Below are 25,045 nucleotides of genomic sequence, written 5' to 3'. Positions count from 1 at the left end.
CTTTCTTACCATTGTTTCTTTTGTTAAAATTATTAAGAATTTTTTTTTGTTATTAGGGTCAGTCTCAAAATGTTTCTCAGTCTCCCATCTATGTCTCCATTTTTCTTCAAGTGCAATCCAGTCCATCTATTATCGTTCTCCAACAATTGACTTCTCGATGGTAAGTAGGGCATCTTTTATCTTTGATAGATCTTTTCCTCCTCCTTGGCCCTTTAAGAGACCGTCGAAAAACTCCCGCAGTCTTTCCCGCTGGGGTGAAGGAACGAACTCGATATTCATCCGGCGTTCGCTGACTTCCCAGTATTTCTGGCGGGTGACCTGGAGCAAGTCTTCCTGCAGCGTTTGAACGAAAGCCGGGTCGAGCCCTCGAAAGCTCCGGCCGATGAGGTCCGCGGCTTCTTTCTGGCCGGAGTACAAGAAATAGCTGGCCAGTAAGGCATGGGCTTTTTTTACACCGGGCAGGACCGGACTGCTTTGCTGGTCATAATGAAGGAATCGCTCCAACAGTTTCTCCCGGTTAGGAGACTCACTTTGCCATGCCCTCCGTACCAAAGCACCCAGGTCGTGGGCTACGGTTTCCACCACAAAGGGCAGTTGCTGCTCCCGGGCTGCCTCTTGATGCTAACCGTGGGCCTGCTCTGGAAAATAGCGCCTTCCTGGTCTTCGACGGAAAAGGAGCGGCTCGGAGAGGTGATCAGCCCGACGAGCGCCTATTTCTGGCTGATGTCGATCACTCTGTCCGGATTGATGGCAGTGACCTTCCGCGTGGTATTTGGCTGGTGGTACTTCATCCGCTACGGCTTGGCTGACGTCATGTTTGTCTGGCTGGCTTCCGTGATCGCCGGCGTGCTGGTGTACCTCGCGCTCCATTGGATCGAGCTACAGCGCACCCCCAACGAGAAAGATGGGCCGGTTGTTGTTCTCAGGAAGCTGGGTTGGCAATGCGAAGGCTTGGAACTCGACCGTTACACAATCAAGGACGACGCAAGTGGCGAATGTGTATTTCGGATCAAGAAACCTCGAGAAGGCGCCAATTCAATCTGGGTAAGTCCCTCAATCAAGATCGGCTTGTCCGGGCTGGACGACGATCTGGCTGAGCAGATTCGAACGGAAATGCGCTCCGACGGTAAACCGAGCGTGCTGGCAACGCTCTTGAAAAAGGCCCCAAAGCATGCAAGCTGGAACACTAGGCCCATCGAAGGTCCCAAGATCCAACCGAGGGAGCGACTTATCGAGGCAGGGCGAGACACCATTGCGCAAGAAACGTAAGAAGGGCCGCGAGCCTGATTACGGTCTAGTCACCGGCTCCTGCGAGGGAGTCAGTCACGTGGACGCGTGTATCTGCGCGGCCCCTGGTGCGATCACTGCTTTCGCAGTTCCAAACCCCAACGGTACTTCGCAGCACCGTCGGTTTTTTCGGGTCTGGTTGTCCGGCGGATCGCTCCGCCTGACGGATCACCCAACCTACTTTGGACTGGCACCGGTGAAGGACACCAACCCTTTCGGTCGTCGACTTGTGTGTGAGGAGGCCTCGTGGGCTTCCTCGAGCGATCACGTAGGCCTAACGCGTGCCACGCTCCGGCGCAACTTTGCCGCAGCGCCGCATTGTTGCCCGCGCGGTCACAGCCCGCAATCTGCGGGCAGTGACCGCGCGGGCAAAAACCGCCCACTTAGTCGTTTAAATCATATGAAGGCGTAACGCCCATGTCAACAGCAGCCAGTAGCGTCGGACCGATCCCCACTATCCTCGACTTCCGCCTGACCTTTCTCTGGGTCAAGACAATCTTGGGCATTTTCAGCAATTCCTCGCGTGTGGCGGCGCCGTTCACCCTGTTGAGGAAAAGCAACCTCTACCGGCAGTCATTCGAGGACATACTCGAAGGGAAAAGCAAATTAGGCTTCGAGGCCCCATGGCAGAAGTACAAGAAGCAGTTCTTCTGGAAGTACTATCTCGCTGGACCAGCGCTCGATTCGATGAGTGGCAGGCAGGCCTGGGAACATCTCGTGCCCTTGCGGACCACGTTTCCTTTCGCGGTCAAAGCTTGGCAACACGGGCACGTCACGCTGGAGGGATTCTGTTACCCCTACGGTCTGGCGTTGGCAGTCACCTTTCGCGTTGTCGGGTCACTCACGCTCGACGAAACAGTCAGGTTGGCCTATGGCATTAAAGACGGCGAGGAGAAGTTCTTGGTCGTGCGAGGCGGAATGCAGTCCCCCCGCAACCTGGAGCAGATCGTCGACGATGCGTTCGAATGCATGTCCGATGCTTTTGGCATCGGGATAGCGCCTAGCGAGGCGAGGGATGTTTTCAGCATCTTCACTGTCGTAAAAGCTGTACCGATGATTCCCTTTGACCCGGGTGTGCATAGGGCGTTTCAAGCTGTTACGGAATGGTCCCCTGCTCCAGAAACAGCTACGCTGCGGCCGATCGTCGAGGTTCAGGTGCCGGTTAAGGGATCCGACGCTCCCGGCAGCATGTTACTCGCCCATCGGCGTGGACGCGCCGTCTGGTTGCCAGGTCTGTTTGCCCAGAACAAACCGCATAAGCCTTCCCTCGGTTGCTACCATCGCAATCTGGTCTTCGCTAGCATGCAGGTAGAAAGCCTGGGTGGCCTGGTGAGGGAAGTGCAGAGGGTCCTCAGCGACACCCCGCTTTCTAGACTCAACGCGACTCTCAAAAGCTGCGCGCTGAATGCCATCGATCGCTTGGATGAGCTTTACCTCGGAGATCGGGACCGAAGTTACCGTTCCTCCAGCGTGATGAAACAGATCCAACAGAACGAACTCAACGAACTGAACGCACTTCGCCAACGACTGAGGCCGGGACAAAGAAACCTATCCTCAACGTCTGACGTGTCGGCTGAACCGGGTACTGGGAAGAAAGGTTAGAGGAGCTAAGAGCCAAAAGCTAAAAGCTCTCTACTTCCGCCGCCCGTGCGCGAACAGCCGCTGCATGTTCTCCGCCGCAGGTCGCGAGCAGCACTCGCCTGGCGGAATCGTTGCGCCGTGCGGGCAGGTTTTTGGATGGCCCAGGAAGGCGCAGATTCTTTCCGTCGCCTCGGGCGACAGGATGTGCTCGAACTTGCACGCCTGCTCCTCGATCTCGGTTTCGTTGACCATTCCCAGGCTCTCGGTGAAGAGCCGTTCCGCCAGCCGGTGCCGCCGGATGACATCGGCCGCGCGCTTGCGTCCGCGCTCGGTGAACTCGATCACCATGCTGCCGTCGGGCGGGATTTCGCCAGTGTAGATCATGGCGTCGTGGCACGGGTTGACGATGTGCTTGTGCCCGTGCGGTTCCGGCGGATGCGGCCTGGCCGTCACCAGGCCCAGCTCGGTCATGCGCTCGATCGCCAGCGACGGCGGCAGCGTTCCAGGGCCATGCACTTCCATGCGCCCCAACTCCGCCCCTTCTCCGTGCTCCTGCAGGACCCAGATTTCTTCCAGGATTTCGTCAATCTGCTCTTCGTCGCGCAGGGCGAAGGTCTCGCTCGCCGCGATGTGCCCGTGATGCAGTTCGACGCGCCGATCCGCCATGCGCGCCACCACCGGATCGTGCGTCACCATGACGATGGTCCGGCCCTGCTGGTGCAGCTCGCGCAGCAGGCGCATGACAATCTCTTCGTTGAGCGCGTCGAGGTTGCCGGTCGGCTCGTCGGCCAGCACGATCTTGGGATCGTTGATCAGCGCGCGCGCGATGCACACCCGCTGCTGCTCGCCGCCGGAAAGGTGCGCGGGAAGATGTTGCGCGCGGTCGCGCAGCCCCACTCGTTCCAACGCCTGCAGGGCTTCGCTCTCGTCGGTCATGCTGTGAAAATACTGCGCCAGCATGATGTTCTCCAGCGCGGTCAGATAAGGAATCAGGTGGAACTGCTGGAACACGAAGCCGATCTTTTCGGCGCGCACGCGATTTAACTCGGCGTTGGAGAGGTAGGCAACATCCTGGCCGTCGAGCCGGATTTCGCCTGCCGTTGGCCGGTCGAGGCAGCCGATGAGGTTCACCAGCGTGGATTTCCCTGAGCCCGAGGGGCCCATCATGGCCAGCCACTCGCCGGGCGCCACCGACAACGACACGCTGTCCAGCGCCTTGATGACGCCCCCGTTGGCGTCGGCTTTGGCTGGATACTCCCTCGAAACCTCGACGAGCCGGATCATTTCACTCTCCCCTGAGAATCGTTGCCGGCTGCACCCGCCGCAGCAGGCCGATGGGCAGCACCGCGGAAATCAATGCCACCGCCACGCTCCCCGCAAACACGACAGGGAACACCCCGAAGCGCGGCACCACGGCGGCATGAAAGTTCACTCGCCCGATCCACGCCGCCACCCCGATGCCGATGGCGAATCCTATCACCGCTCCCACCGCGCCCAGCGCCGCCGCTTCGGCGGCGAAAAAGCCGTTGACCACTCGCTCGGAAGCGCCCAGGGCTTTCATGATCGCGAAATCGCGACGGCGGTCCAGCACCCACGCCGTCAGCGTCGCCAGCACGCAGAGTGCGGCGGTGAGGATGATCATGGCGACGGCGGCCAGCAGCGCGGCGCGCGTCTTGCCCAGCACGCGGGCTTCGCCTTCCACTATCTGCCGCACCGGCTTCACCTCGGCCGCGGGCAGCGCCTGCGCAAGCTGGCTGATGATGCCGTTGATTTCGTCCGGCGTTCCGCTGGCGCCGATCTCAATGGACGACGCCTGCACGCCCGTCCACGCGGTGAACTCTTTCAAGCCAAGGTAGACGCGGCTGTCTTCGGCGGCGCCGGTGCGCAGCGTGCCCGCCGGAGTCAGCTCCAGTTTGCGTCCTTCGAACCTGAGCGTGAACGGCTGGTTATCCGGCGAGACCACGGAGGCGGCGCGCGTGCCGATAAGTGCGGAGTTCGCTGCGCTCGGCCATGCCGTTACCGACCACCACGCGTCCAGCTTGCGCACCCGCTCCATGTCGGTGCCGGCGACCACCACCGGCGCGCCTTGGTCGGTACGCGCCACGGCATAGGCAAACGGCACGGCGAGGCCGCGATTGCCGAGTGCGCCTTCCACGCGGGTACGTACAGGTTCATCATCGCGGTCGTGACCGTGGCCGCCGCGACCACGGCGACCAGAGCGGAGATCACACGCCCGGGCTTCACCATGGTCGCGCGCATCAGCATGCGGAAGAACATGGCGTTGCGGCTGCCGCTGCGCTGCTGCGTCATGCGTCACCTCGCAGCACCATCACCGGCTCGAACTGCATCGCCTTGCGGATGGAGACCGCGCTTCCGGCAAAGGTCACAACGACCGCCAGCGCGATTACGACAGGGAAGAGCACAGGTTGAATCGCAATCCGCGAGTTGAAGACCCAGCGCCCGATCTGCTGCGCCATCAGGTTTCCGAAGCCGTATCCGGCAACGCCTCCCAGCAACGCCAGTAGCGCGGCCTCGGCGAAGAATAGCGTTGCGACCGCTGCGTTGCCCGCGCCCAGGGCTTTCATCAGTCCGACCTCGGTGCGGCGCTCGAAAATTGCCGTCGCCATCGCCGCTGAAACCGCCAGCGCCGATGCCAGCAGGGCGGCCAGCGTCACCAGCAGCATCAGGCCCTTGATGCGCTCCAGCACCATGCCCTCGTTCTGCGCCACCTGCCGGATCTGCTCCGCCCGCGAGTGCGGAATCGTCTGCTGCAAGTCGTGCGCGATGGAATTGGCATACGGTGAGCAGTACCAGCGGTCATACATCTCCGGCGACATGGTCTTGGGGTCGCGACGGGCGAGCGCGTCTTCCGGCTTGGTCATGGCGCTGACCAGCACCCGCTTCACCGCGCCCGGTTTGCCGAGGACTTGTTGCGCCAGCGCCAGGGGAGCGACGATCTTTTGATCCTCCGCGCCGTCGGAAGACAGAATCCCCACCACCCGGAGACTGCTCCCGTCCACCTGAATCTCATCCCCCACCCTGCGCCCAAGCTGCTGCGCTAGGCGCTCGCCCAGCAGGACATCGGAGGAGTCGTCATTCGGCCACGCTCCGCTCACCTTCCACCAGGGATGCGTGGTGCGCACGCCGGTGGTAAAGGTTTGGTCGCCGAACGCAAGCGGCTTGGCGAAATACGTGCCCAGCAGTTCGATTTTGTGTGTGGCCGAGCCGGCCTGAACCGCTACCGGCACGTTCAGCATGGGCGCGAACCCCACGATGTTATGCCGCCAGAACATGCCTTTGATCTTCAGCAGGTCCGATTCTGCCAGGTAGGCGCTATCGCTGGCAGGTTTAAGATTGACGCCGCCGATCTCCACATCGAGCGTGTCTTCGTCGGGGGTGACCACCAGGTTGGCGCCGTAGGTACGCAGTTCGCGATTGATCTTGTCGCCGATATCGGTGGCCACCGCAATCATTGCCGTCGCCACCGAGACGCCGAGGGTGATGGCGGCCCCGGCCAGCAGCTTGCGCCGTCGCTGGCGGCAGAACGATTGATAAAGCATGCGAACAAACATGGCGTCAGTGCTGGAAATACTTGGCGCTGGCGGCCAGGTCCGCCTCGGCGATGATCACCGTGTCGCTGGTTGTGGTGGCCTTCAGCGGGATGGGATTGCAGCCGCCCGCTTGGCCCACCGATTGCGGGTTGATGGGAGCGGCACAGTTCTTGCAGATAATCGTGTTGCCGCTCTTGTAAAAGCCCGCCGGCCCGCAGATCTCGCAGGCATCGAGCACGGTTCCGATCGTGCCGTCGGGCTTGCGCATCAGCCAGAAGCGAACTTCGCTGCCGTTCACCTGCGCGACGTAGCGATGCAGCTCGCCATCGTTGACCTGCGCCAGCGGGATCCGCGCCGCCCCCTGCGTGATGCTGACTTCGGTGGCGGGCGACAGCGCGCTGGCGCTCTTGGCGTAGATGAATTGCGCCGTGATCAGCATGATGAACAGGAACGAACTGGCATAGACCGCTGCCGCCCAGCGGCGCTCGCGCCTGGCGGTCCACTCCACCTTGCGCCGCTCGGCGGGGGATCCGGTCGCCGGGACCGCCCCCTGCCGCCGCCGGTATTCGAACAGCACCATCATCCCGGCCAGTGCCAGGATCGTAATAAAGAAGAACAGGTCGTTGCGCACGATCGGCCCGATCAGCGCCATCTCGCGCTTGCTGGAGGGAAGCACGCCGTTTTCCGACAGCTCATGTAGCCCCGAAATTGTGAGCTGGAAGGCGACGAAGATCAGAATGACAGTCGTAATGCGGAAAAATTTCTGCAGGTTGACCCGCACACTTCCCTTGACGAACGTCACCCCGAATAGCACCGCCAGCGCGACCCCCAGCAGCGTTCCCAGAAAGCTCATCAGCTCGGTGCTGTTGAGGTTGACGGCGGACAAAATCAGCACCGTCTCCACCCCCTCGCGCAGCACCATCAGGAAAACGAAGGCGAACAGCCCGAGGCGCGAGCTCCTGGCCGCCAGTTCGCTGACTTTGCCCTCGATCTCGCCCTTCAGCTTGCGCCCGGTGCGCATCATGAAAATGATCATGGTGACAACGAACACCGCCGCCACCAGCATCACCCAGCCTTCGAAAATGTCCTGGTTCAGGTTCAGGCGCGAGAGTACGATCGCGGCCGCGATGCTCCCCACGGCGGCTGCGCCGAGGGCGGCGTACACGGCCTTGCGCAGGTCGGGACGACCGATCTTGGCGATATAGGCGAGGGTGATGCCGACGATGAGCGCGGCCTCGACCCCCTCGCGCAAGGTGACGACCAGAGCTTCAAGCATGGCAACGCGCCGTCCCGGTGAATATGAAATTGAAATTCATTTTCAACTGTGAAAATCATAGTCTCCCCCGCGCGCCGGGTCAACGCGAACCGTCACGCTTGCTTGTGACGCCGGTCACCGGGGAAAATCGCGCCCCCAGCGGCGTTCCGGCCGGTGCGGCCCGCTCCACGCCGCTGCCACGGTGCATGACCCCCCCGGCGCGTTACGTCGGCGCGCGTTCCGACTCCATGCCGCAGTCTCGGATTTTGCAGGATCGGCGAGCCACGAAGGACTCGGAGCTTCCCAATCCTCTGCGCCCTCTGTGGCGGAGAACGATGCGGCTCGCGGCGCAGGCCGGATTTCGCTTACAGAGTTTTCAGAAACCGCTTGGCTTCCTCCAGCCGGGGAAACAGTTTTTCTTCCGCCTGGAACTGCGGCGAATGCACGCAGCGCCGGCCGCCGCGCAGCCGCACCGGGTGCTTCAGGTGCAGCATCTCGTGGTAAACGATGTATTCCACCGCGTAGCGTGGCGCCTGCGGGCGGTCGAAGGCGCGGCTGACCACGATCGCATTGTGCGCCGGATCGTAGTGCCCGAGCGCGTGGCGCGCAGGTTCGCGGCTCCAGGTCATCTGCGGCCGCGCCAGCAGGCCGTAAAAGTAGCGCGTGTTGAGTTCGTCAAAAATCGCCTCCAAGTCGTACACGCGGCCGCGGGCGCCGTCGATTCGCTTTCTCCCGCGCAGTTGCCGCACCAGGTGCGCCTTGGCATTCAGGTCGCGCCGCCCGCAGTGCTGCCGATAGCGGCGCGCCAGCGCGGTATCAATCGGCTTGCGGTACAGCTTGGCGATCAGGATGTGCGCAATGGCGTACAGTACGTCCTCGGGTGCGCCCTCCAGAAGATCGGAAACCCGCACCTTCACCTGGCCGCCGCGCACGCGAATGGTGTTGTTGATGTTGGCGAAGGGGAAGAACTCGGCGCGGAACTCCGGCATGGGCGCACGCGGCCGCAAATCGCGGTAGGCGCGCTGCAAAACGGATAAGAGCCTCGGATGCATTCCGATCACGTAGATTAAGAAGCTATCTCACAAATGCCGGCGCCGTCGCAATCCGTAAAAACCAGCTTGCTGAGAAACGTCGTCTTGCCCAGATCAATGCCCATACTGGCGATATGCATCGCGATGGTTTTCCCGATCTGGGCCGCACCACGACCATCCCACATCAGGATGATCGTGAAATTTCGCGCTATTGGATCCGGGGAAAAAGGAATTACCTTTGGCTCCAGGGCGGGGTGTTAAGTAAAACTTACACCGTTACTTTCGCAAGGAATTCATAAGCCATTGCAAAACAATGAATTGTCGGTGGCATTTGGCTTGCTTCTTATCCACACGGGGGACTAATGAATGACAGAAGATGCGGGAGCAAGCTATCGCCGCACGCTCATGGTTGGGGGAACGGATCAGCGCTGCGCGCGCCGCTTTTATGTGGGTATGTCCGCTTCGCTCAAAGTCCCCAACGAAATTCAGCCCAATCCCGCGTTCATACGGGATTGTAGTTGGGCCGGTATTTTCCTCTACTCTGCCTGGGTTCCAGCATTGGCATCCGACGTCGAGATTGCACTGGAGTCGCCCCAGGTACGGATTCTATGTACAGGCCGTGTGGTTCGCGTGGAGCCAGCCACTGCAGGCGCCGTCACCGGAGTCGCGGTATCCCTGGAGCGGTGTGAAGTCGTTCGCCAACCCAACCAACCGATCTTAGAAACCCCGTCCCCACCCGGCTAGCCGGAGCTTCCTCGTATTGCCTGGGTTCCAAGTCCGCCCGCGTGAGGTTGCGTTCTACTTTTTCTTCTTCTTCTTTTCCTCCCTAAAGGCGGCCTCCTGCTCCGTGAGCAGCTTGCGCGCGTCGTCCAGGCTGGAGTTTACCGCCTCGGTCGCGTTCAACAGGACGAACGAGTAGTCGCCGATCTCGCTGCCCGCCTTGGCACTGGCCCCGGTACTCTGTTCTTTCAGCGTGCCCAGCTTGAGCTGGAATTCCGTATCGCCATCGATAACAAACTTCAGCCCCTTGCGCAGGTCGTACTTGCGGTCCACGTAATCGTCAATATTGTCGCCGATCTCGTCCACCAGACGGGTAAAGTCCTCCAGCAGATCGTGGACCCGGGCGCCGCGCTCGGCCGCCAGACGCGGATCGCCGCGAACCTCGTCGATGCTCGCCAGCCGGGCGCGCGCGAACTGCACCATCAGCTTGAGGCGTTTGTCCGGCTCCTGCGCGACCTCGCGCAGCTCATCGATTTCCTTTTCGTTGAGTGGCTCGCGGCCGCCAAGCTGCGCCAGCGGCGGCGTTGCTGCCAGCAGCACCAACGCCAACCCGAGAATTGTGTTTCGTGTTCGCATCGTCACTTCCTGAACATCCGGTTGAGCAGCTCGTTGCGCGCTGCTTCCAACTTCTGGATGGCCCCTGCGACGGGCGGGCGGTCGTCTACATCGAGCGTTTTCCGGATCGCCTCCAGCCGTCCTGAGATCTTGCGCAGGGCGATTTCCGTCTGCTTCATCCGCTTGCCGCTTTCGCTCGAGACTTTCGCCGCCTGCACGCCGTATGTAACGACATCGCCTAGCGCCTCCTGCGCCTCCTTCACCGTGCCGCCGTTATAGGCCTTATCGAACGCATCCAGCTGGCGCTCGGCGATCTTCGTGCACAGCTCGGCCTGTTGCTTGGGGTGCGCCTTGTCGGCCCGCGCCTTGAGCGAGTCTACGGATTCCTGCGTGCCGGCCAGGACAGCGGCCGAGAGCAGTACGACCACGATAATCGGCAGCTTTTTCATCGCTACTTCTTTGGTTCGATGGCGATCAACCGATGGCGCGCCTGCCACTCCTGGTCGGGGAATTTTCCGTTGGCCGCCGCCAGAAACTGGTGATAGCTGGCCGCCGCCAGCTTGCGTTCTCCCATGTGGTCGTAGGCGGTGGCGCGCAGGAACAGCGTAAACGGAATCTCCTGCAGCAGTCGTGCGCGCGCGTCCAGCGCCTTGATCGTCAGAGGGTAATCTTTGTTCGCTGAGGCGGCAAACGCCAAATCGCCATACGCGATGCCGAAATCCGGCTTCAAATTCACCGCCGCCAGCAATTCCTTCTGTGCGTCCTCGTACTTCTGCTGCTCCAGCAATGCCGTGCCCAGGCGGTGGTGCAACTCGGCGTCGTTGGGCTGCTGCTGCAGCGCGGCGCGAAAATGTTGCTCCGCTTTGGCGAACTCCCGGTTGGACGCGTACAGCATGGCAAGTTCGCGCTCCGTCTGCGCATCGCCGGGCGAGAGTTGCAGCGCCTTTTCCAACTCCGCCTGCGCGTCTTCTGCCTTGCCCTCGGCGGTCAGCACGTGCCCAAGCTGCAGATGCGCCTTGGCGCTCTGCGGGTCCAAAGCAAGATACTTGCGCAGCGCGTCCTCGGCCTCGGGCAGCCGTTTGGTCTTCTCGTAGATGTAGGCCAGCCCGGCGATGGCGTCGGCGGACTTGGGATCGCTTGCGGCGGCAGCCTTGTACTCCTGCTCGGCGGTGGCGAGGTCGACGGCTTTCTCCGCGGCGGAGGCGGCGAACAAGTGAGCCTCGGCACGATTCGGCTTCAACTCCGCGGCTCTGCGGAATGCGCTGAGCGCCTCGCCCGGATCTTTGTCTTCCAGCACCTGTCCCAGCGACACCCAAGCGCGGTACAGTCCCTCTTCTGGCTTTGCGGTCGGTTTCAGTTCGGTAGCGGCGCGCAGGTATTTCGCGGCCTCGGCATCGCTGGCGCGCGCCAGCATCAGGCCGAGGTTCAGATTCGATTCAAACACCTTGGCATCGGCAGCGACGGACTTGCGATACGCCGCCACGGCGTCGGCGTCGCGATGCAGCGCGGTGTAAACGAATCCCAGGTCGAACCACGCGCGGTAATTGTTGGGGCCCCGCTTGACCGCCTCGTTCAGCGCCTGTTCCGCGGCGGCGTAGTCCTTTTTGTCCATCGCCGCTTCGGCGCGCGCGATGGCGGCCGCAACTGCGTCTTCGACCGGCACGCGGTGATGCCGCACCGTGGGCTTGGATTCCTGCGCCGAGACGGCCATCGCGCAGGCTAAGCAGAGCGGCAGGATGAGCTTGTTTCTATTTCCCGCCATTCGTTCCCGTGCTGCGCCGGCGAACCGTTACCGCCGGCTCGCGGGCAGGCGCTTGCGATCGGCAGTTTCCGTTGACCGGTAAGATGCGCTCCAGCCACTGGCCGGTGTAGGACTTCGCATTGTCCGCGATCGCCTCCGGAGGACCGGCCGCCACCACCTGCCCGCCGCGCTCACCGCCCTCCGGGCCCAGGTCAATCACCCAGTCCGCCACCTTGATGACATCGAGGTTGTGCTCGATCACCACGATCGACGCGCCCGCATCGATCAGGCGGCGGAAGGCGGCTAGGAGCTTGCTCACATCGTCGAAATGCAGCCCGGTAGTCGGCTCGTCGAGGATGTAGAGCACGCGCGGACGGCGCCGGCGCTCTTCCTTGTCCTGTTGCTGCGCGAAATCGCGGGCCCGCGGCTGCAGGTGCGCCGCCAGCTTGATGCGCTGTGCTTCGCCGCCGGACAGCGTGGTCGCCGACTGTCCCAGCCGCAGATATCCAAGGCCCACTTCATCTAGAACCCGCAGCTTCTCGGTGATCTTCGAGACTTCGCGGAAAAATTGCAGCGCCTCGCGCACCGTGAGGTTCAGGATTTCGTGGATGTTCTTGCCGCGGTAGCGCACCTCCAGCACCTCGGACTTGAAGCGCGCGCCCTTGCATTCCTCGCAAATCAGCTCCACATCGGCGAGGAACTGCATTTCCACCGTCACCGTGCCGTCGCCCTGGCAGGTTTCGCAGCGCCCGCCGGGGATATTGAACGAGAAGTGCCCGGCGCTGAAGCCCCGTTTCTGCGACTCGGGCAGCGACGCCATCAACTCGCGGATGCCGTCGAACGCCTTGATATAGGTGACCGGGTTCGAGCGCGGCGTGCGCCCGATGGGCGACTGATCCACCAGGATCACGTCATCCACATACTGCGTACCGCGCAGCGACGCGCAACCGTTCACCGCCGGCGGCACGCTGCCGTTCCCTTGCTTCAGCGCCGCTACCAGCGCCTGATAGAGAACATCGTGCACCAGCGTGGATTTTCCCGACCCGGATACGCCGGTGACTGCTACCACCATGCCGAGCGGGATGCTGACGTCGATTTTTTTCAGGTTGTGCATGCTCGCGCCCTGCACTTCCAGCCTTTGCGGCCCGGGCTTGCGCCGCTGCGGCGGGATCTGAATGCGGAGTTCCTGCCCCAGATACCGGCCGGTGAGCGATGCCGGCGTGCGGCGGATTTCCTCGTAGGTGCCGCTGGCGACCACGCGCCCCCCGTTCTCCCCCGCGCCCGGTCCCAGGTCCAGGATGCGGTCGGCCGCGCGCATGATCTCCGCATCGTGCTCCACCACCAGGATCGTGTTGCCCAGGTCGCGCAGGTCGTGCAGGATTTTGATCAGCCGCGTGGTGTCGCGATTGTGCAGGCCGATGGAGGGCTCGTCCAGGACGTACAGCGTCCCCACCAGGCGCGAGCCCAGCGACGTCGCCAACTGGATGCGCTGCGCCTCCCCGCCGGATAGCGTCGATGACAGCCGGTCCAGCGTCAGATATTCCAGCCCGACATCGTTCATGAAGCGCAGGCGCTCGCGGATTTCTTCCAGAATCTTTTCCGCGATCGCCGCTTGCTGCGGGCTCAGTTTCAGCCCCGAGAAGAACTGCGCCGACTGCTCTACCGTCATCGCGCAGACCTGGCAGATGTCCTTGCCTTCGACTTTGACGTGCCGCGCTTCCGGCCTCAGCCGCGCGCCGCCGCAGGTCGAGCACACGGAATACCCGCGGTAGCGGCTCAGGAACACGCGCACGTGCAGCTTGTATTTCTTGCGCTCCAGGTGGGCGAAGAACCCGCGCGCGCCCCAGAACTTGCCGTCGCCCTCGATGATCGCCTTCTGGTGCTCCGGCGAAAGCTCTCTCCATGGCACGTCGATAGGAATTCCGGCGGCCTTGGCGTAGCGCTTCAGCTCGTTAAACAATGGGCGGTACTTGGGCTTGGTCCACGGCTCGATGGCGCCCTCGCCCAGCGACTTGCCCTTGTTCGGGATCACCAGGTCGAGATCGAAATCTATGGTGTTTCCAAACCCCTGGCAGCGCGGGCAGGCGCCGTACGGGTTGTTGAACGAGAACAGACGCGGCTCCGGTTCCTCGTAGCGGATGCCGCAGCGCTTGCATTCGAACCGCTGCGCGAACCGCAGCCGCGGCGCCGGTTCGCCTTCGCGCGGGGCAGTCTCGAACACAGTCTCGCCGGTTTCGCGGTAGCAAGTCTCGACCGCGTCCACGATGCGCGCGCGCTGGTCCGGCGCCACCACGATGCGATCCATCAGAATGAAAACCGGCTCCGAGAAATTCACCTCCAGCAGCGACTCCGGCGTGGAGAACTCAAACACCTGCCCGCCCTGGTACAGCCGGTTGAAGCCCTTCTTGCGCAACTCGAACAGCGTCGCCTTCAGCAGGTCCGACTCGTCCAGTTTTTGCGCTGCCGCAAGTTGCTTCTTGCGCCCGCGTGCTTCCGCCTCCGGCGGGATGATCCTCCCTGTCGGCGGCTGCAAAGGGAAGAGCACATTCAGGCGCGTGCCTTCGCCCAGCGCCAGCACCCGCTCGGCGACCTCGTCCACCGTGTCTTTCTTGACCTCGGCGCCGCACTGCATGCAGTAGGTGCGGCCGACGCGCGCGAATAACAGGCGCAGGTAATCGTAGATTTCCGTCGCCGTTGCGACCGTGGAGCGCGGGTTGCGGGTCGTATTTTTCTGCCGGATCGCCACCGCCGGCGCGATCCCCTCGATCACGTCGGCGTCCGGCTTCTCGATCCGCTCCAGGAATTGCCGCGCGTAGGCGGAGAGTGACTCGACGTAGCGCCGCTGGCCCTCCGCATAGATGGTGTCAAAGGCGAGAGACGACTTCCCCGACCCCGACACGCCCGTCACCACCGTCAGACAATTGTGTGGAATCTCAAAGTCGATGTTCTTCAGGTTATGTGCGCGAGCGCCGCGGACAACTATGCTTTCGCTTGACATCGGGGACCGCCGCAGCCAGGACCGTCCCAAGCCATCTGCCGGGCCTGCAAGAGGCTTCGGGAATGCTGCGCAATCTATCGATTATAAAGCCTCACTTCTCCGCTTCACAAACTCGCCAGACGCTCGGCCCGGCTGCCCCCACCAAAATGCCATTGCTCCCGCAGTTACTGGCGATTCGCATTACATCGTCTTACGATCTGTAGCGCGTGGGGCGAGCGGCGCCATGCATCGTGCACGCCTCATCCCAGCATCTCAAATATAGGCGCATCCGCTTGCCGCGCCCGGCTGTCTTATTAGTAGGCACTCATCGGAGCGAAACCGTGGCAGACTTGGATTGGGCGTTCGTACTTGCAGCGTGGCTTCCTCTGGCGGGGATCGTGCTCGCCCTGTGCGTTGGCCCGGACTTCCCGAAGATTAACCGTTTCAGCGGCGAGTGACTTCTGCGTGGCCCACCTCTGCCCACGGTTTCCGGATTTGGATCTCCACCCTGTAGAAGAATTCCTCTTTGCTCATTCGCCCCAGCGTTTGCGCGCGGCCGGCGGCGCCGTGGCCCCGACCTCTCCCTCGTGACCATTGCGGTTGTAGTGGAAAGCAAATCCAATTAGGCCCAGCATCAGTCCAATGGGGGGCAGCAGCAGCGTGAGCACGCCCCGCGTGATCGCAGCCTGGCTGTTCTTGCTCGCCCCTTTGGCCGAGGTATAGCACATCACGCATCCCTGCCCCAACGCCGGCGCGGCGCTCAGCGCCAGCAGCAGCACCAGGCTGTAAATGCGCGGCCTCATCACTTCACTCCCAGATTGATAATGCGAAACGCGTCGGCGAAGAACACGCACATCAGCGCCAGGCACACGCACAGCGAGATCATCATCAGCCGGCGCATCCGGGTGAGTTCGTACTTCATGTGCATGAACCAGGAAATGATGAGCGCTGCCTTGACAATCGAAAGCGCCAGCAGGATGGACAACATCCGCACCGGCTGCAGTCTCTCGTACGCCAGCGCGACCTCGATGGCGGTGATCGCCAGCAGCGCGCCCCACACCACGTAAAACGGCGTATGGCTGTGCGCCCGGTGTTCCAGTGCTACTCGATTTCCGGTCAGTGCGTCGCTGCTCATGCCTTCTCCTACCCGATCCGCGTCGACATCAGGTATACCAGCGGAAAAATGAACATCCACACTAGGTCGACGAAGTGCCAGTACAGCCCGCTGGTCTCGATGTCGTTCGATGAAAACTTCTTCCCCATGCTGCGCACCACCATTACGCCCAGCACCACCACGCCGATGGTGACGTGCAGCATATGCAGCCCCGTAAGCGTGAAGAACGTTCCCCCAAACTGCGGCGCGCCCCACGGATTCTTGCTCGGCGTCATGCCCTCGTCGATCAGCCCGATCCACTCGCGCACGTGCAGCACCACGAACATGATCCCGCAGAACATGGTCGCCAGCAGCCAGCCGATCGCCGCCTTCCGCTTTCCCAGGCTCGAGGCCGACACCGCCAGCACCATGGTCAGCGAACTGGTCAGCAGGAATGCCGTCATCACCGTCGCATTGATGATGCTGCCGCTGTGGAACGGCGTGGGCCACGTGGGATTCGAAATCCGCCCATAGCTGTAGGCGAACAGCAGCGCTCCGAACGTCAGCGAGTCCGAGAGGATGAACAGCCACATCCCGATCTTGTTGGAATAGGTTTGGAACAGCGACGGCTCAAACTCCGCGTGCCCTAGTTGCTGCTCCACTGCCACATCGGCCATGTCTCAATCCTCAGGTTACGCCGCAAATTTCAGCAGCGCGAATATGTACAGCCATAGCATCGCCATGAAGTGCCAGTACCACGCCGTCACGTCCACCACGATCCGCCGTCTCTCCAGCGGCCGCGAACCGAACACCGCCGTCAGCGCGTACAGCAGCGCCAGCACGCCGCCGAACAGGTGGAGGGCATGCGTGCCGGTCAGCACGTAAAAAAATGAGCTGCTGGGACCGCTGGCCACGTAAAACCCGCGCCGCCCCAGCTCCTGCCACGCCATCCACTGTCCCGCCAGGAAACCGAGCCCAAGCACCAAAGTGATCGGCAGCCACGGCACGCCCCGCTTTTCGTCCTTCGCGATCCCAGGCATCTCGGTGATCGGCGCAATCGCCGCCTCCGCAAACGCCGCCCGCCGTGCCTTCTCGATGGTGAAGCTGCTCACCAGCAAGATGCAGGTATTCAGGATCAGCAGTCCCATCGGCAGTTGCAGCGGCTTCCAGTCGGTGACGTACGCATTCCTCACCGAGTCATAGGTACCCAGGCCCTGGCGCACGATGAAGGCGCTGGTGAAGGAGACGAACAGCATCACCACCGCCGCCAGTCCCACCATCAGCCCCAGCCGATAGCGGCGCAGGCGTTCCCCAAAATCAGGATAGCCATTGTCGCGGCCGCCGCCCCCGCCTCCGTTTCCGCCATGACGCGGAAAGTGGATGACCGGCGGGCGTCCCCCGCCTCCGACCCTTACCCCGGCCGGCTTCTCGCGAACCTTGAGTGTCGGCAAACTTCCCATAACTCCAACTTCAATGCGCGCTGCTGCCGTGCGCCGGATCGGTCTGCATGATGTAATCGCGCGGCGCGCCGGGCACGTTGTACTCGTACGGTCCGTTGTTCACCACCGGGATGCGCCCACCGAAGTTGTCGTGCGGTGGCGGCGAGGGAATCGTCCACTCCAGGGTCGTGGCTTCCCACGGGTTCTGTTCCGCCTTCGGCCCCCTGAACATGCTCCAGAACAGGTTGATCAGAAACAGGAACTGCGCCGCGATGGTGACGAACGCGGCGATGGTGATGAACATCTCCAACCCTGCGAACTGGTGCAGGTACGCCACCTCGGTCAACTGCGAGTAGCGCCGCGGCCGGCCGGCAATCCCTTCGTAGTGCATCGGGAAGAAGATCGCGTACGCCCCGATAAACGTTGCCCAGAAATGCAGGTACCCGAGCTTGTTGTTCATCATCCGCCCGAACATCTTCGGGAACCAGTAATAGGTCGCGGCGAAGATGCCGAAGATCGCCGCTACTCCCATGATCAGGTGGAAGTGCGCCACCACGAAAAACGTGTCGTGCAGCGGGATATCCAGCGCCGGTTGCGCCAGGAACGGTCCGCTCAGACCGCCCGAGACAAACAGCGACACGAAGCCGATGGCGAACATCATCGGCACCGTCAGCCGGATCTTGCCCTTCCACAACGTGCCCAGCCAGTTGAACGTCTTGATCGCCGACGGCACCCCGATGGCGATCGTCATCATGCTGAACGCCATCGCCGAATATGGGCTCATGCCGCTCATGAACATGTGGTGGCCCCACACGAAGAACCCCAGCACCCCGATCGCCAGCATGGCGTACACCATCGCCTTGTAGCCGAAGATCGGCTTGCGCGAGAACGTGGACAGAATCTGCGACGCCACCCCCATCCCCGGCAGGATGGCGATGTACACCTCGGGATGCCCAAAAAACCAGAACAGGTGCTGCCACAGCAGCGGCGAGCCCCCGTTGTGCTTGATCATCTCCCCGCTCACCACCAGCCCGCCCGGCACGAAGAAGCTCGTTCCCGCATTCCGGTCCAGCAGCAGCAGGATGCCCGCCGCCAGCAGTACCCCGAACGCCAGCAGCCCCAGAATGGCGGTGATGAACCACGACCAGCAGGTCAGCGGCAGCTTCATCATCGTCATGCCCCGCGCCCGCAGGTCCAGCGTGGTCGTGATGAAGTTCAGCGCGCCCAGCAGGGAAGCGATGCAGAACAGCGCTATGCTGACGATCCACAGGTCTTCGCCTAGCGCCTGCCCCGGCCCGGCGGAGGGAATCGCGCTCAGCGGCGCGTAGTTGGTCCATCCCGAGATGGGCGCCCCGCCTTCCACCAGGAACGCCGCTATGATGGCCACAAATCCCAGAAACGTCGTCCAGAACGACATCATGTTGAGGATCGGAAACGCCATGTCGGGCGCCCCAATCTGGATGGGCAGGAAGTAGTTGCCGAACCCGCCCTGCGGCGCCGTCGTCAGCACGAAGAACACCATGATCGTGCCGTGCATGGTCAGCAGCGCCAGGTAGGTTTCCGGCTTGATGTCGAAGCCCAGCACCTTCGCCGCCGGCCACACCAGGTGCAGCCGCATCAGCAGCGACAGGAACATCCCCACGAACACCGCCGCCAACGCCAGAAAGTAATACTGCAGCCCGATGACTTTGTGATCGGTGCTGAAGATGTATTTGCGGATAAAGCTGGTCGGGGCGGGATGGACATGCACTCCACCATGCCCGTTTCCGCCGGCCTGCACCGCCGAATCATGTTTGGGAGCTTGCGAATTGTCCATGATTATTGCTTCTCCGCCAGGCGCTGTGCCGTCCAGGCGTCAAAATCCTTCTGACTGACCACCTTCAACATGCCGTGCATTTTGTAGTGCCCAAGCCCGCACAGCTCGGCGCAGGCAATCTCGTAATCTCCCACCTTGTCGGGCGTGAAGTGCACGTGGATCGCCAGCCCGGGAACTGCGTCCTGCTTGAAACGCATCGCGGGAATGAAGAAGCTGTGGATCACGTCCTGCGCCCGCAAGGTCACATCCACTTCGCGGTTCACCGGCAGATACAGGGTGCCGGTGACAAAGTCGTCTTTCGACGCCGGGTCCGTGGAGTCGATCCCCACTGCCGCTTCGCCGCCCGCCGAAGCGTCGATCAGTTCGGGCTTGGTGCGGCCATACTTGCCGTCCGGGCCGGGATAGCGGAAGTACCAGGCAAATTGCAGTCCCGTCACCTCGATCTTCACCGCATCATTCTTCGCCGGCTCAAAGCGCTCTGACGCCCACAGGTGCGCGCCGGCGATTGCCAGGCCGAAGAACAGGATCGCGGTCAGCGTCGTCCACATCACTTCCATCGTATTGTTGCCGTGCGAGTACGCCGCCGTTGTCCCTGGCCGATCGCGGTACCTCCACGCGAACAGGCCCAGTCCCAACTGCGCGGCCACGAATACGATCCCCATCGCGATCAGCGTGTAGTGGAACTGGGAGTCCAGGGCGGGCCCGCTCAGCGATGCCGCCGCCGGCCACCACCAGGTTTTGGCTACGAAGAAGTAGGAACAAACAAAGGTGAGGAGCCAGATCACAACCAAAAGCGCAAGGCCCATCCTCTACTGCCCCCATGTTGAGAGTTGACTTTCCGGCCGGAAGCCCCACCCCATGGGCGCTTCCGTGGATGATCGCGAACTATATCACACCGAGAAGTGATGCTGCACACGTCCCTAAGTGACACAAAATATTTTGCCAATCTCGCCGCTGAGAAACGCGACGCCCCGAAATCCGCTCCTGGCGGGCGATTTCGGCCTGGTGCCGCACTCACGCCCCCGCGTGTGCAGGTGAAAGCGCGACGGTGCCCCACATCTGCCCGACCTTGCCTGATGTGGGGTGAACCTTGACGAGGGACGAGGAGTCTGGCCGATCCCTTTTTCGAACGGCAGAACTGTCGAGGTTGCTTCACCTCGTCCCGCCCCGGCGAACCTGCCCCCGAAGCGTAGCGAGGTGCGAGGCAGGGTGGGGAAGTCTCCCAATCCTGGCACCCCAACCTCAAGCTCCGGAATACCGACTACGGACCGCCGGCGTCTACGCTATATTCATCGCAATCCGCGAACTGTTCGGCGAACGCTTCGGAGACTAAGGAGTGAGAAAGCCATGAGTTTCTCCCGACGCAATTTCCTGAAGATGACGGGTGTACTGGCCGGCAGCACTCTGCTTCCCGCCATGGCTGTCCCATCGCGCCCTTCAGCACAAACCAACACCACGCCGCAAGCTGAAGGCGCCCCCGATTACACCATCAGGATTGGCGCCAGCCCCGTCGAGATCGCTCCCCACCGTTTCATCTCCACTACCACGTACAACGGACAATTCCCCGGGCCGTTGCTGCGCTTCAAGGAAGGGAAGCAGGTCACCGTCGATATCTACAATGACACCGACACTCCCGAGCAACTGCACTGGCACGGCCAGACGGTCCCGGTCGAGGTCGACGGAGCGGCGGAAGAGGGCACACCGTTCATTCCTGCACACGGCAAACGCCGCATCGCATTCACGCCGAGACCCGCGGGCTTTCGCTTTTTTCACACCCATAATCGAGCCGGGGCAAATCTAGCTGCCGGCCAGTACAGCGGCCAAGTTGGTCCGGTTTACATCGAGGCCCAGCATGAGCCCGGAAATTATGACCGCGAAGTCTTTCTCACCCTGAAGGAATTCGAACCCACCTTCAGCCGTGGCGGAGATATGGCAATGGATTTTCTGTCGCCGGCCACTCGCGTCAAGGCTCTCGAGGCGCAGGGCGAGTCTGCCATGAAGGCATCACTCGCCAAAGGCATACCGCACGGATACGAGGTCGGCTATGCCGCCTTCACCATCAATGGCCGCATGCTGGGGCACGGAGAGCCGGTCCGTGTGAAACGCGGCGAGCGCATCCTGTTCCATGTATTAAACGGAAGTGCCACCGAGATTCGCAGTCTGGCGTTACCCGGCCATTCCTTTCGCGTGGTCGCATTAGACGGGAATCCGGTGCCCAATCCCGCAACCGTTCCCGTACTCTGGCTAGGTACGGCTGAGCGCGTCTCTGCGATGGTCGAGATGAACCACCCAGGCATCTGGATCATGGGCGATCTTGCCAACGACGACCGTCGCCACGGCATGGGTATCGTGGTGGAGTACGCGGGACATGCGGGCAAACTGCTGTGGATCGCGCCACCGCCTTTCCGATGGAACTATGCCCGCTTTGCCAAGCCTGGTGTGACTGCGGCTCCGCCGGACGAGACTTTCGAAATGACCTTTGTCAAAGACAACGCGGCCGAAAACGGTTTCAATCGCTGGACCATCAACGGCGTCGCATACCCCATGTCTTACGACATCGCTCCAGCCTCGTTTCACTTAAGGGAAGGGAAGCGCTATCGAATTCATATGCGCAATGCCAGTGATGACATCCACCCAATTCATCTTCACCGCCATAGCTTCGAGCTGACCAGTCTGGCGGGCAAGGCGACTGCCGGAATCCTGAAAGACGTGTTCATGCTGGGGGGATACCAGGAGGCCACCGTCGATTTCGTGGCTGATAATCCGGGCCTGACCCTGTTCCATTGCCACCAGCAACTGCACATGGATTTTGGTTTCATGACCCTGTTTGACTACGTGTAAGAAACCCCATACCTCGCGCTCCGACTTCTCGACTACCTGCGCGCTACCGCTCACCACGGCCAGCACTTGCCCCGGAGTGTTTCGCGAGTTTTATCCCGGGTGATGATCGGTTCCACAACGGTACCTTCCCATTTCGGCCATTTGCCAGTTACAATGCTGATATCGAATTTCCCACAAGACTGCAAACTATAACCTTTGACCGGCACATGTCGGAGGCCGGAAGCCCGATAGGCAGGAAATCTGTTTTGATTCCAGGATTGCTATGAGAGTGGCACTGTTAGCTTGGGAATCGCTTCATTCCGTTCCCGTGGGCGGGGTCGCGGCCCACGTCACCGAGCTGGCTGCGGCGCTGCAGCGGAAAGGACATGAAGTTCACGTCTTCACCCGCATGGGAGCCTGGCAGCCCCATTACGAATGCATCTACGGCGTGCATTATCACCGGTGTCAGTTTCGGCTGGACCCGGACTTTGTCGAAGAAATCAACGACATGTGCCGCTCCTTCGCCCACCACGTATGCGCCACGGAAAACGCCGTCGGTCCGTTTGATGTGATTCACGCGCACGATTGGCTGACCGGCAATGCCATGATCTACGTCAAACAGGCGCGGGGAAGAAAAACCGTGCTCACCATCCACTCCACCGAATACGGCCGCAGCGGCAACCACTTCCATAATGGCCGCTCGGAGCGGGTGCGCTACCAGGAACGTGCGGCCACGTACTGGTGCGATCGCCTGATCACGGTTTCCGACTCCCTGAAGAAGGAAATCATGTGGATGTACGAGGTCCCGCACTGGAAGATCTCCACCATCTACAACGGGGTAAACCTCCACAACTACGACGGCTGGCTGGACCCGGGCGGCGTAAAAGCGCGCTATGGCATCGGACCCTTGGATCCGACGGTGCTATTCTCCGGGCGCGCAGTGTATCAGAAGGGACCGGATTTATTGTTGGAAGCCGTCCCACACATCCTGCGGTACTATCCCGGCGCGAAATTCGTCTTTGCCGGAGATGGCGATATGCGGGCGCCCTTGGAGCATCGGGCGTGGCAACTGGGCGTTCAGCATGCCACACGGTTTCTGGGCTTCAGAAATAACCCAGAATTGACGGAGCTCTACAAAGCCTGCGATGCGGTGTGCGTGCCCAGCCGCAACGAACCCTTCGGCATCGTGGTGCTGGAAGGCTGGAGCGCCGGCAAGCCCGTCATCGTCACCAAGAACGGCGGCCCGAATGAGTATGTCTGGCATGAGGTGAACGGATTGAAGATTTATCCCAATCCTGATTCCGTGGCCTGGGGCATTGGCACCCTGTTCACCAACTTCGAGTGGGCCCGCTGGATGGGACGCAACGGCCGAGTCGCCGTAGAAGCCGCCTTCACCTGGGACGCCATCGCCAACCGCATCGCCCACGTCTACACCCAGTGACCGCACTTCGGCATCCTGCTGACCCAGGAGGAAGGAAAACAACTACCGGTGAGTGAGCTTCCAAACTACGTGGATGGGCTGCCCAATATTTGCGGGGCAGAGGACCAAGTCGCCGCCGCCACCGCCAGCCTGCGCCCGGGCACTCTGGGGGAGAGCGGCATTGACTTTGGCCGGATCAAGAGCGGGTTTGCCATTGCGCTGCACATGCATCAGCCTCTGATTCCGGCTGGTGGGAACGATCTGCGCAGCGCTACCCTGATCAGCAACCTGCGCTACATGATGGACAATCCACACCTGGGCGACAATCACAACGCGCCGGTGTTTCTCTGGTGCTACAAGCGCATGGCAGAGTTTATCCCTGCCCTGATCCATGAAGGGAAGCAGCCGAGGGTGATGCTGGATTATTCGGGTTGCCTTTTGGAGGGCCTGCGACAGATGGGGGCGCAGGACGTCTTGGAGGCCTTGAAGCACATCACATGCGATCCCGGCTATCGCCAGTGCGTGGAAGGGCTGGGTACGGCATGGGGCCATGCCGTGGCGCCCAGCACCCCGGTGCAGGATTTTCGGCTTCACGTCCAGGCATGGCAACACCAATTTGCCGATCTGTTCGGTCTGAGCGCCCTCCGCCGGGTTACAGGTTTTTCTCCCCCCGAGATGGCGCTGCCCAACCATCCTGACGTCGCCTACGAGTTCGTCAAGACCCTGAAGGAATGCGGCTACACTTGGGTGCTGGTGCAGGAACACTCGGTGGAGCAGGTCGAGGATGGCGGCGCCGTACGCTTCTGCCACATTCCCCGCCGTTTGCTGGTCAAGAACCTGCATGGCGAGAGCGCCAGCATCATCGCCATCATCAAGACTCAGGGCAGCGACACCAAGCTGGTGGCCCAGATGCAGCCCTACTACGAGGCTAGGGGACTGGCGCGAGTGTCCCTCGCGGGCAAGCAGATTCCTCCCTTGGTGACCCAGATCGGCGATGGGGAAAACGGCGGCGTGATGATGAATGAGTTTCCCAGCAAGTTCTTGGAGGTCATGCGGGAGGCTTCCGGCAGCGAAACGCCGCCGTTGACCGTGAGCGAGTACTTGGAGTACCTGCGGACGGCGGGCATCGCCGAAGCCGATTTCGCTCCTATCCAACCCATCTTCCAGAAGCGCCTCTGGGAACGTTTGCACCCCGGAGATAGCCCGGAGCGGCTGGCGGCGGTGATCGAGGAACTGAAGCGGGAAGACCATCGCTTCCATATGGAGGGTGGTAGCTGGACCAACAACTTGTCTTGGGTCCGAGGCTACGACAACGTCATCGGACCGATGGAGTCGTTCAGCGCTCTCTTCGCGGAAAAGGCCTTCGGGAAAGTGTCGTCCCGCGAGCGGCGCTATCGCAATGCGCTTTACCACCTGCTGGTCGCCCAAACCAGTTGCTACCGCTACTGGGGGCAGGGCATCTGGACCGACTACGCGCGGGAATTGTGCCGGCGTGGTACCGAGATTTTGACCCACGATTTCTGAGCCGCACGGGACGGCGGGTGCGGGAGATAAAACGGTGAGCTTCGTGGGCATGGCCCTGGCCACTTGACCTGCCCCCTTACTCCGCACAGCTGAGACTACGACAACTTCCATCCTTTTCACCGAGCTTTTCAGCGGGGATGGGGGTGTGGGGCAAGGGGCCGGCGTTTGAGGCCTC

General features: G+C 61.7%; 22 protein-coding genes. 6 read left to right on the top strand and 16 right to left on the bottom strand.

Annotation, left to right across the window (positions count from 1 at the left end; genetic code table 11):
* Positions 1-129 precede the first annotated feature (129 nt).
* Complete coding sequence (locus tag LAN64_18360; protein MBZ5569796.1) at positions 130-504, bottom strand: hypothetical protein; 375 nt, start codon at positions 502-504, stop codon at positions 130-132.
* A gap of 123 nt (positions 505-627) precedes the next feature.
* On the opposite strand from LAN64_18360, the gene LAN64_18355 reads away from it, so the two are divergent.
* Together LAN64_18355 and LAN64_18350 are read left to right on the top strand one after the other, a co-directional pair.
* Positions 628-1,269 carry a hypothetical protein gene (locus LAN64_18355; GenBank protein ID MBZ5569795.1) on the top strand — a complete coding sequence of 214 codons (642 nt, stop codon included), beginning with the start codon at positions 628-630 and terminating at the stop codon, positions 1,267-1,269.
* A gap of 435 nt (positions 1,270-1,704) precedes the next feature.
* On the top strand, positions 1,705-2,889 hold the full coding sequence (locus tag LAN64_18350; protein ID MBZ5569794.1) for a hypothetical protein: 1,185 nt from the start codon (positions 1,705-1,707) through the stop codon (positions 2,887-2,889).
* Between the two features lie 30 nt (positions 2,890-2,919).
* On the opposite strand, the gene LAN64_18345 is transcribed toward LAN64_18350, so the two are convergent.
* From LAN64_18345 to LAN64_18325, 5 genes are all read right to left on the bottom strand, one after another.
* A complete protein-coding gene (locus LAN64_18345; GenBank protein ID MBZ5569793.1) occupies positions 2,920-4,152 on the bottom strand; it encodes an ATP-binding cassette domain-containing protein in 1,233 nt (410 codons plus the stop codon).
* A gap of 1 nt (position 4,153) precedes the next feature.
* The gene (locus LAN64_18340) at positions 4,154-5,023 is read right to left on the bottom strand and encodes an ABC transporter permease (GenBank protein ID MBZ5569792.1); all 870 of its coding nucleotides are present in this window, start codon (positions 5,021-5,023) and stop codon (positions 4,154-4,156) included.
* A gap of 151 nt (positions 5,024-5,174) precedes the next feature.
* Complete coding sequence (locus LAN64_18335; GenBank protein MBZ5569791.1) at positions 5,175-6,440, bottom strand: ABC transporter permease; 1,266 nt, start codon at positions 6,438-6,440, stop codon at positions 5,175-5,177.
* A gap of 4 nt (positions 6,441-6,444) precedes the next feature.
* Positions 6,445-7,695, bottom strand: a complete 1,251-nt coding sequence (locus LAN64_18330) for a Fe-S-containing protein (GenBank protein MBZ5569790.1) — start codon at positions 7,693-7,695, stop codon at positions 6,445-6,447.
* A 344-nt stretch (positions 7,696-8,039) separates the two neighbouring features.
* A complete protein-coding gene (locus LAN64_18325; GenBank protein MBZ5569789.1) occupies positions 8,040-8,726 on the bottom strand; it encodes a M48 family peptidase in 687 nt (228 codons plus the stop codon).
* A gap of 345 nt (positions 8,727-9,071) precedes the next feature.
* Between LAN64_18325 and LAN64_18320 the strand changes: the two genes are divergently transcribed.
* The gene (locus LAN64_18320) at positions 9,072-9,449 is read left to right on the top strand and encodes a PilZ domain-containing protein (GenBank protein ID MBZ5569788.1); all 378 of its coding nucleotides are present in this window, start codon (positions 9,072-9,074) and stop codon (positions 9,447-9,449) included.
* A 54-nt stretch (positions 9,450-9,503) separates the two neighbouring features.
* On the opposite strand, the gene LAN64_18315 is transcribed toward LAN64_18320, so the two are convergent.
* The 10 genes from LAN64_18315 to coxB form a co-directional block, all read right to left on the bottom strand.
* Positions 9,504-10,061 carry a hypothetical protein gene (locus LAN64_18315; GenBank protein MBZ5569787.1) on the bottom strand — a complete coding sequence of 186 codons (558 nt, stop codon included), beginning with the start codon at positions 10,059-10,061 and terminating at the stop codon, positions 9,504-9,506.
* Between the two features lie 2 nt (positions 10,062-10,063).
* Positions 10,064-10,489: a hypothetical protein gene (locus tag LAN64_18310; protein ID MBZ5569786.1), complete on the bottom strand. Its 426-nt coding sequence runs from the start codon at positions 10,487-10,489 to the stop codon at positions 10,064-10,066.
* 2 nt (positions 10,490-10,491) lie between these two features.
* Positions 10,492-11,802 carry a tetratricopeptide repeat protein gene (locus LAN64_18305; protein ID MBZ5569785.1) on the bottom strand — a complete coding sequence of 437 codons (1,311 nt, stop codon included), beginning with the start codon at positions 11,800-11,802 and terminating at the stop codon, positions 10,492-10,494.
* A complete protein-coding gene (gene uvrA / locus LAN64_18300) occupies positions 11,789-14,779 on the bottom strand; it encodes an excinuclease ABC subunit UvrA (GenBank protein MBZ5569784.1) in 2,991 nt (996 codons plus the stop codon). The genes LAN64_18305 and uvrA overlap by 14 nt, the downstream gene beginning before the upstream one ends.
* A 509-nt stretch (positions 14,780-15,288) precedes the next feature.
* Positions 15,289-15,561, bottom strand: a complete 273-nt coding sequence (locus LAN64_18295; protein MBZ5569783.1) for a hypothetical protein — start codon at positions 15,559-15,561, stop codon at positions 15,289-15,291.
* Positions 15,561-15,893: a cytochrome C oxidase subunit IV family protein gene (locus LAN64_18290; protein MBZ5569782.1), complete on the bottom strand. Its 333-nt coding sequence runs from the start codon at positions 15,891-15,893 to the stop codon at positions 15,561-15,563. The genes LAN64_18295 and LAN64_18290 overlap by 1 nt, the downstream gene beginning before the upstream one ends.
* Before the next feature lie 8 nt (positions 15,894-15,901).
* Positions 15,902-16,528, bottom strand: a complete 627-nt coding sequence (locus tag LAN64_18285) for a cytochrome c oxidase subunit 3 (GenBank protein ID MBZ5569781.1) — start codon at positions 16,526-16,528, stop codon at positions 15,902-15,904.
* A gap of 15 nt (positions 16,529-16,543) precedes the next feature.
* Positions 16,544-17,302, bottom strand: coding sequence for a cytochrome c oxidase subunit 3 (locus LAN64_18280; GenBank protein ID MBZ5569780.1), 759 nt, complete (start codon positions 17,300-17,302; stop codon positions 16,544-16,546).
* A 19-nt stretch (positions 17,303-17,321) separates the two neighbouring features.
* Complete coding sequence (locus LAN64_18275; GenBank protein MBZ5569779.1) at positions 17,322-19,106, bottom strand: cbb3-type cytochrome c oxidase subunit I; 1,785 nt, start codon at positions 19,104-19,106, stop codon at positions 17,322-17,324.
* Positions 19,107-19,108: 2 nt separating this feature from the next.
* Complete coding sequence (coxB, locus tag LAN64_18270) at positions 19,109-19,912, bottom strand: cytochrome c oxidase subunit II (GenBank protein MBZ5569778.1); 804 nt, start codon at positions 19,910-19,912, stop codon at positions 19,109-19,111.
* A 541-nt stretch (positions 19,913-20,453) separates the two neighbouring features.
* On the opposite strand from coxB, the gene LAN64_18265 reads away from it, so the two are divergent.
* The 3 genes from LAN64_18265 (at position 20,454) to LAN64_18255 (ending at position 24,870) form a co-directional block, all read left to right on the top strand.
* Positions 20,454-21,947 (top strand): multicopper oxidase domain-containing protein, encoded by a 1,494-nt coding sequence (locus LAN64_18265; GenBank protein ID MBZ5569777.1) that lies wholly within the window; start codon positions 20,454-20,456, stop codon positions 21,945-21,947.
* 262 nt (positions 21,948-22,209) lie between these two features.
* Entirely contained in the window at positions 22,210-23,367 is a 1,158-nt protein-coding gene (locus LAN64_18260) for a glycosyltransferase family 4 protein (protein MBZ5569776.1), read from the top strand.
* A 48-nt stretch (positions 23,368-23,415) separates the two neighbouring features.
* Positions 23,416-24,870: a glycosyl hydrolase family 57 gene (locus tag LAN64_18255; protein ID MBZ5569775.1), complete on the top strand. Its 1,455-nt coding sequence runs from the start codon at positions 23,416-23,418 to the stop codon at positions 24,868-24,870.
* Positions 24,871-25,045 lie beyond the last annotated feature (175 nt).

The sequence above is a fragment of the Terriglobia bacterium genome (assembly GCA_020073185.1).
In the GTDB taxonomy this organism is placed as follows: Bacteria; Acidobacteriota; Terriglobia; order Terriglobales; family Acidobacteriaceae; genus JAIQGF01.
Note: the sequence above shows the minus strand (reverse complement) of the source record. Positions and strands in the feature narration are given on the sequence as shown.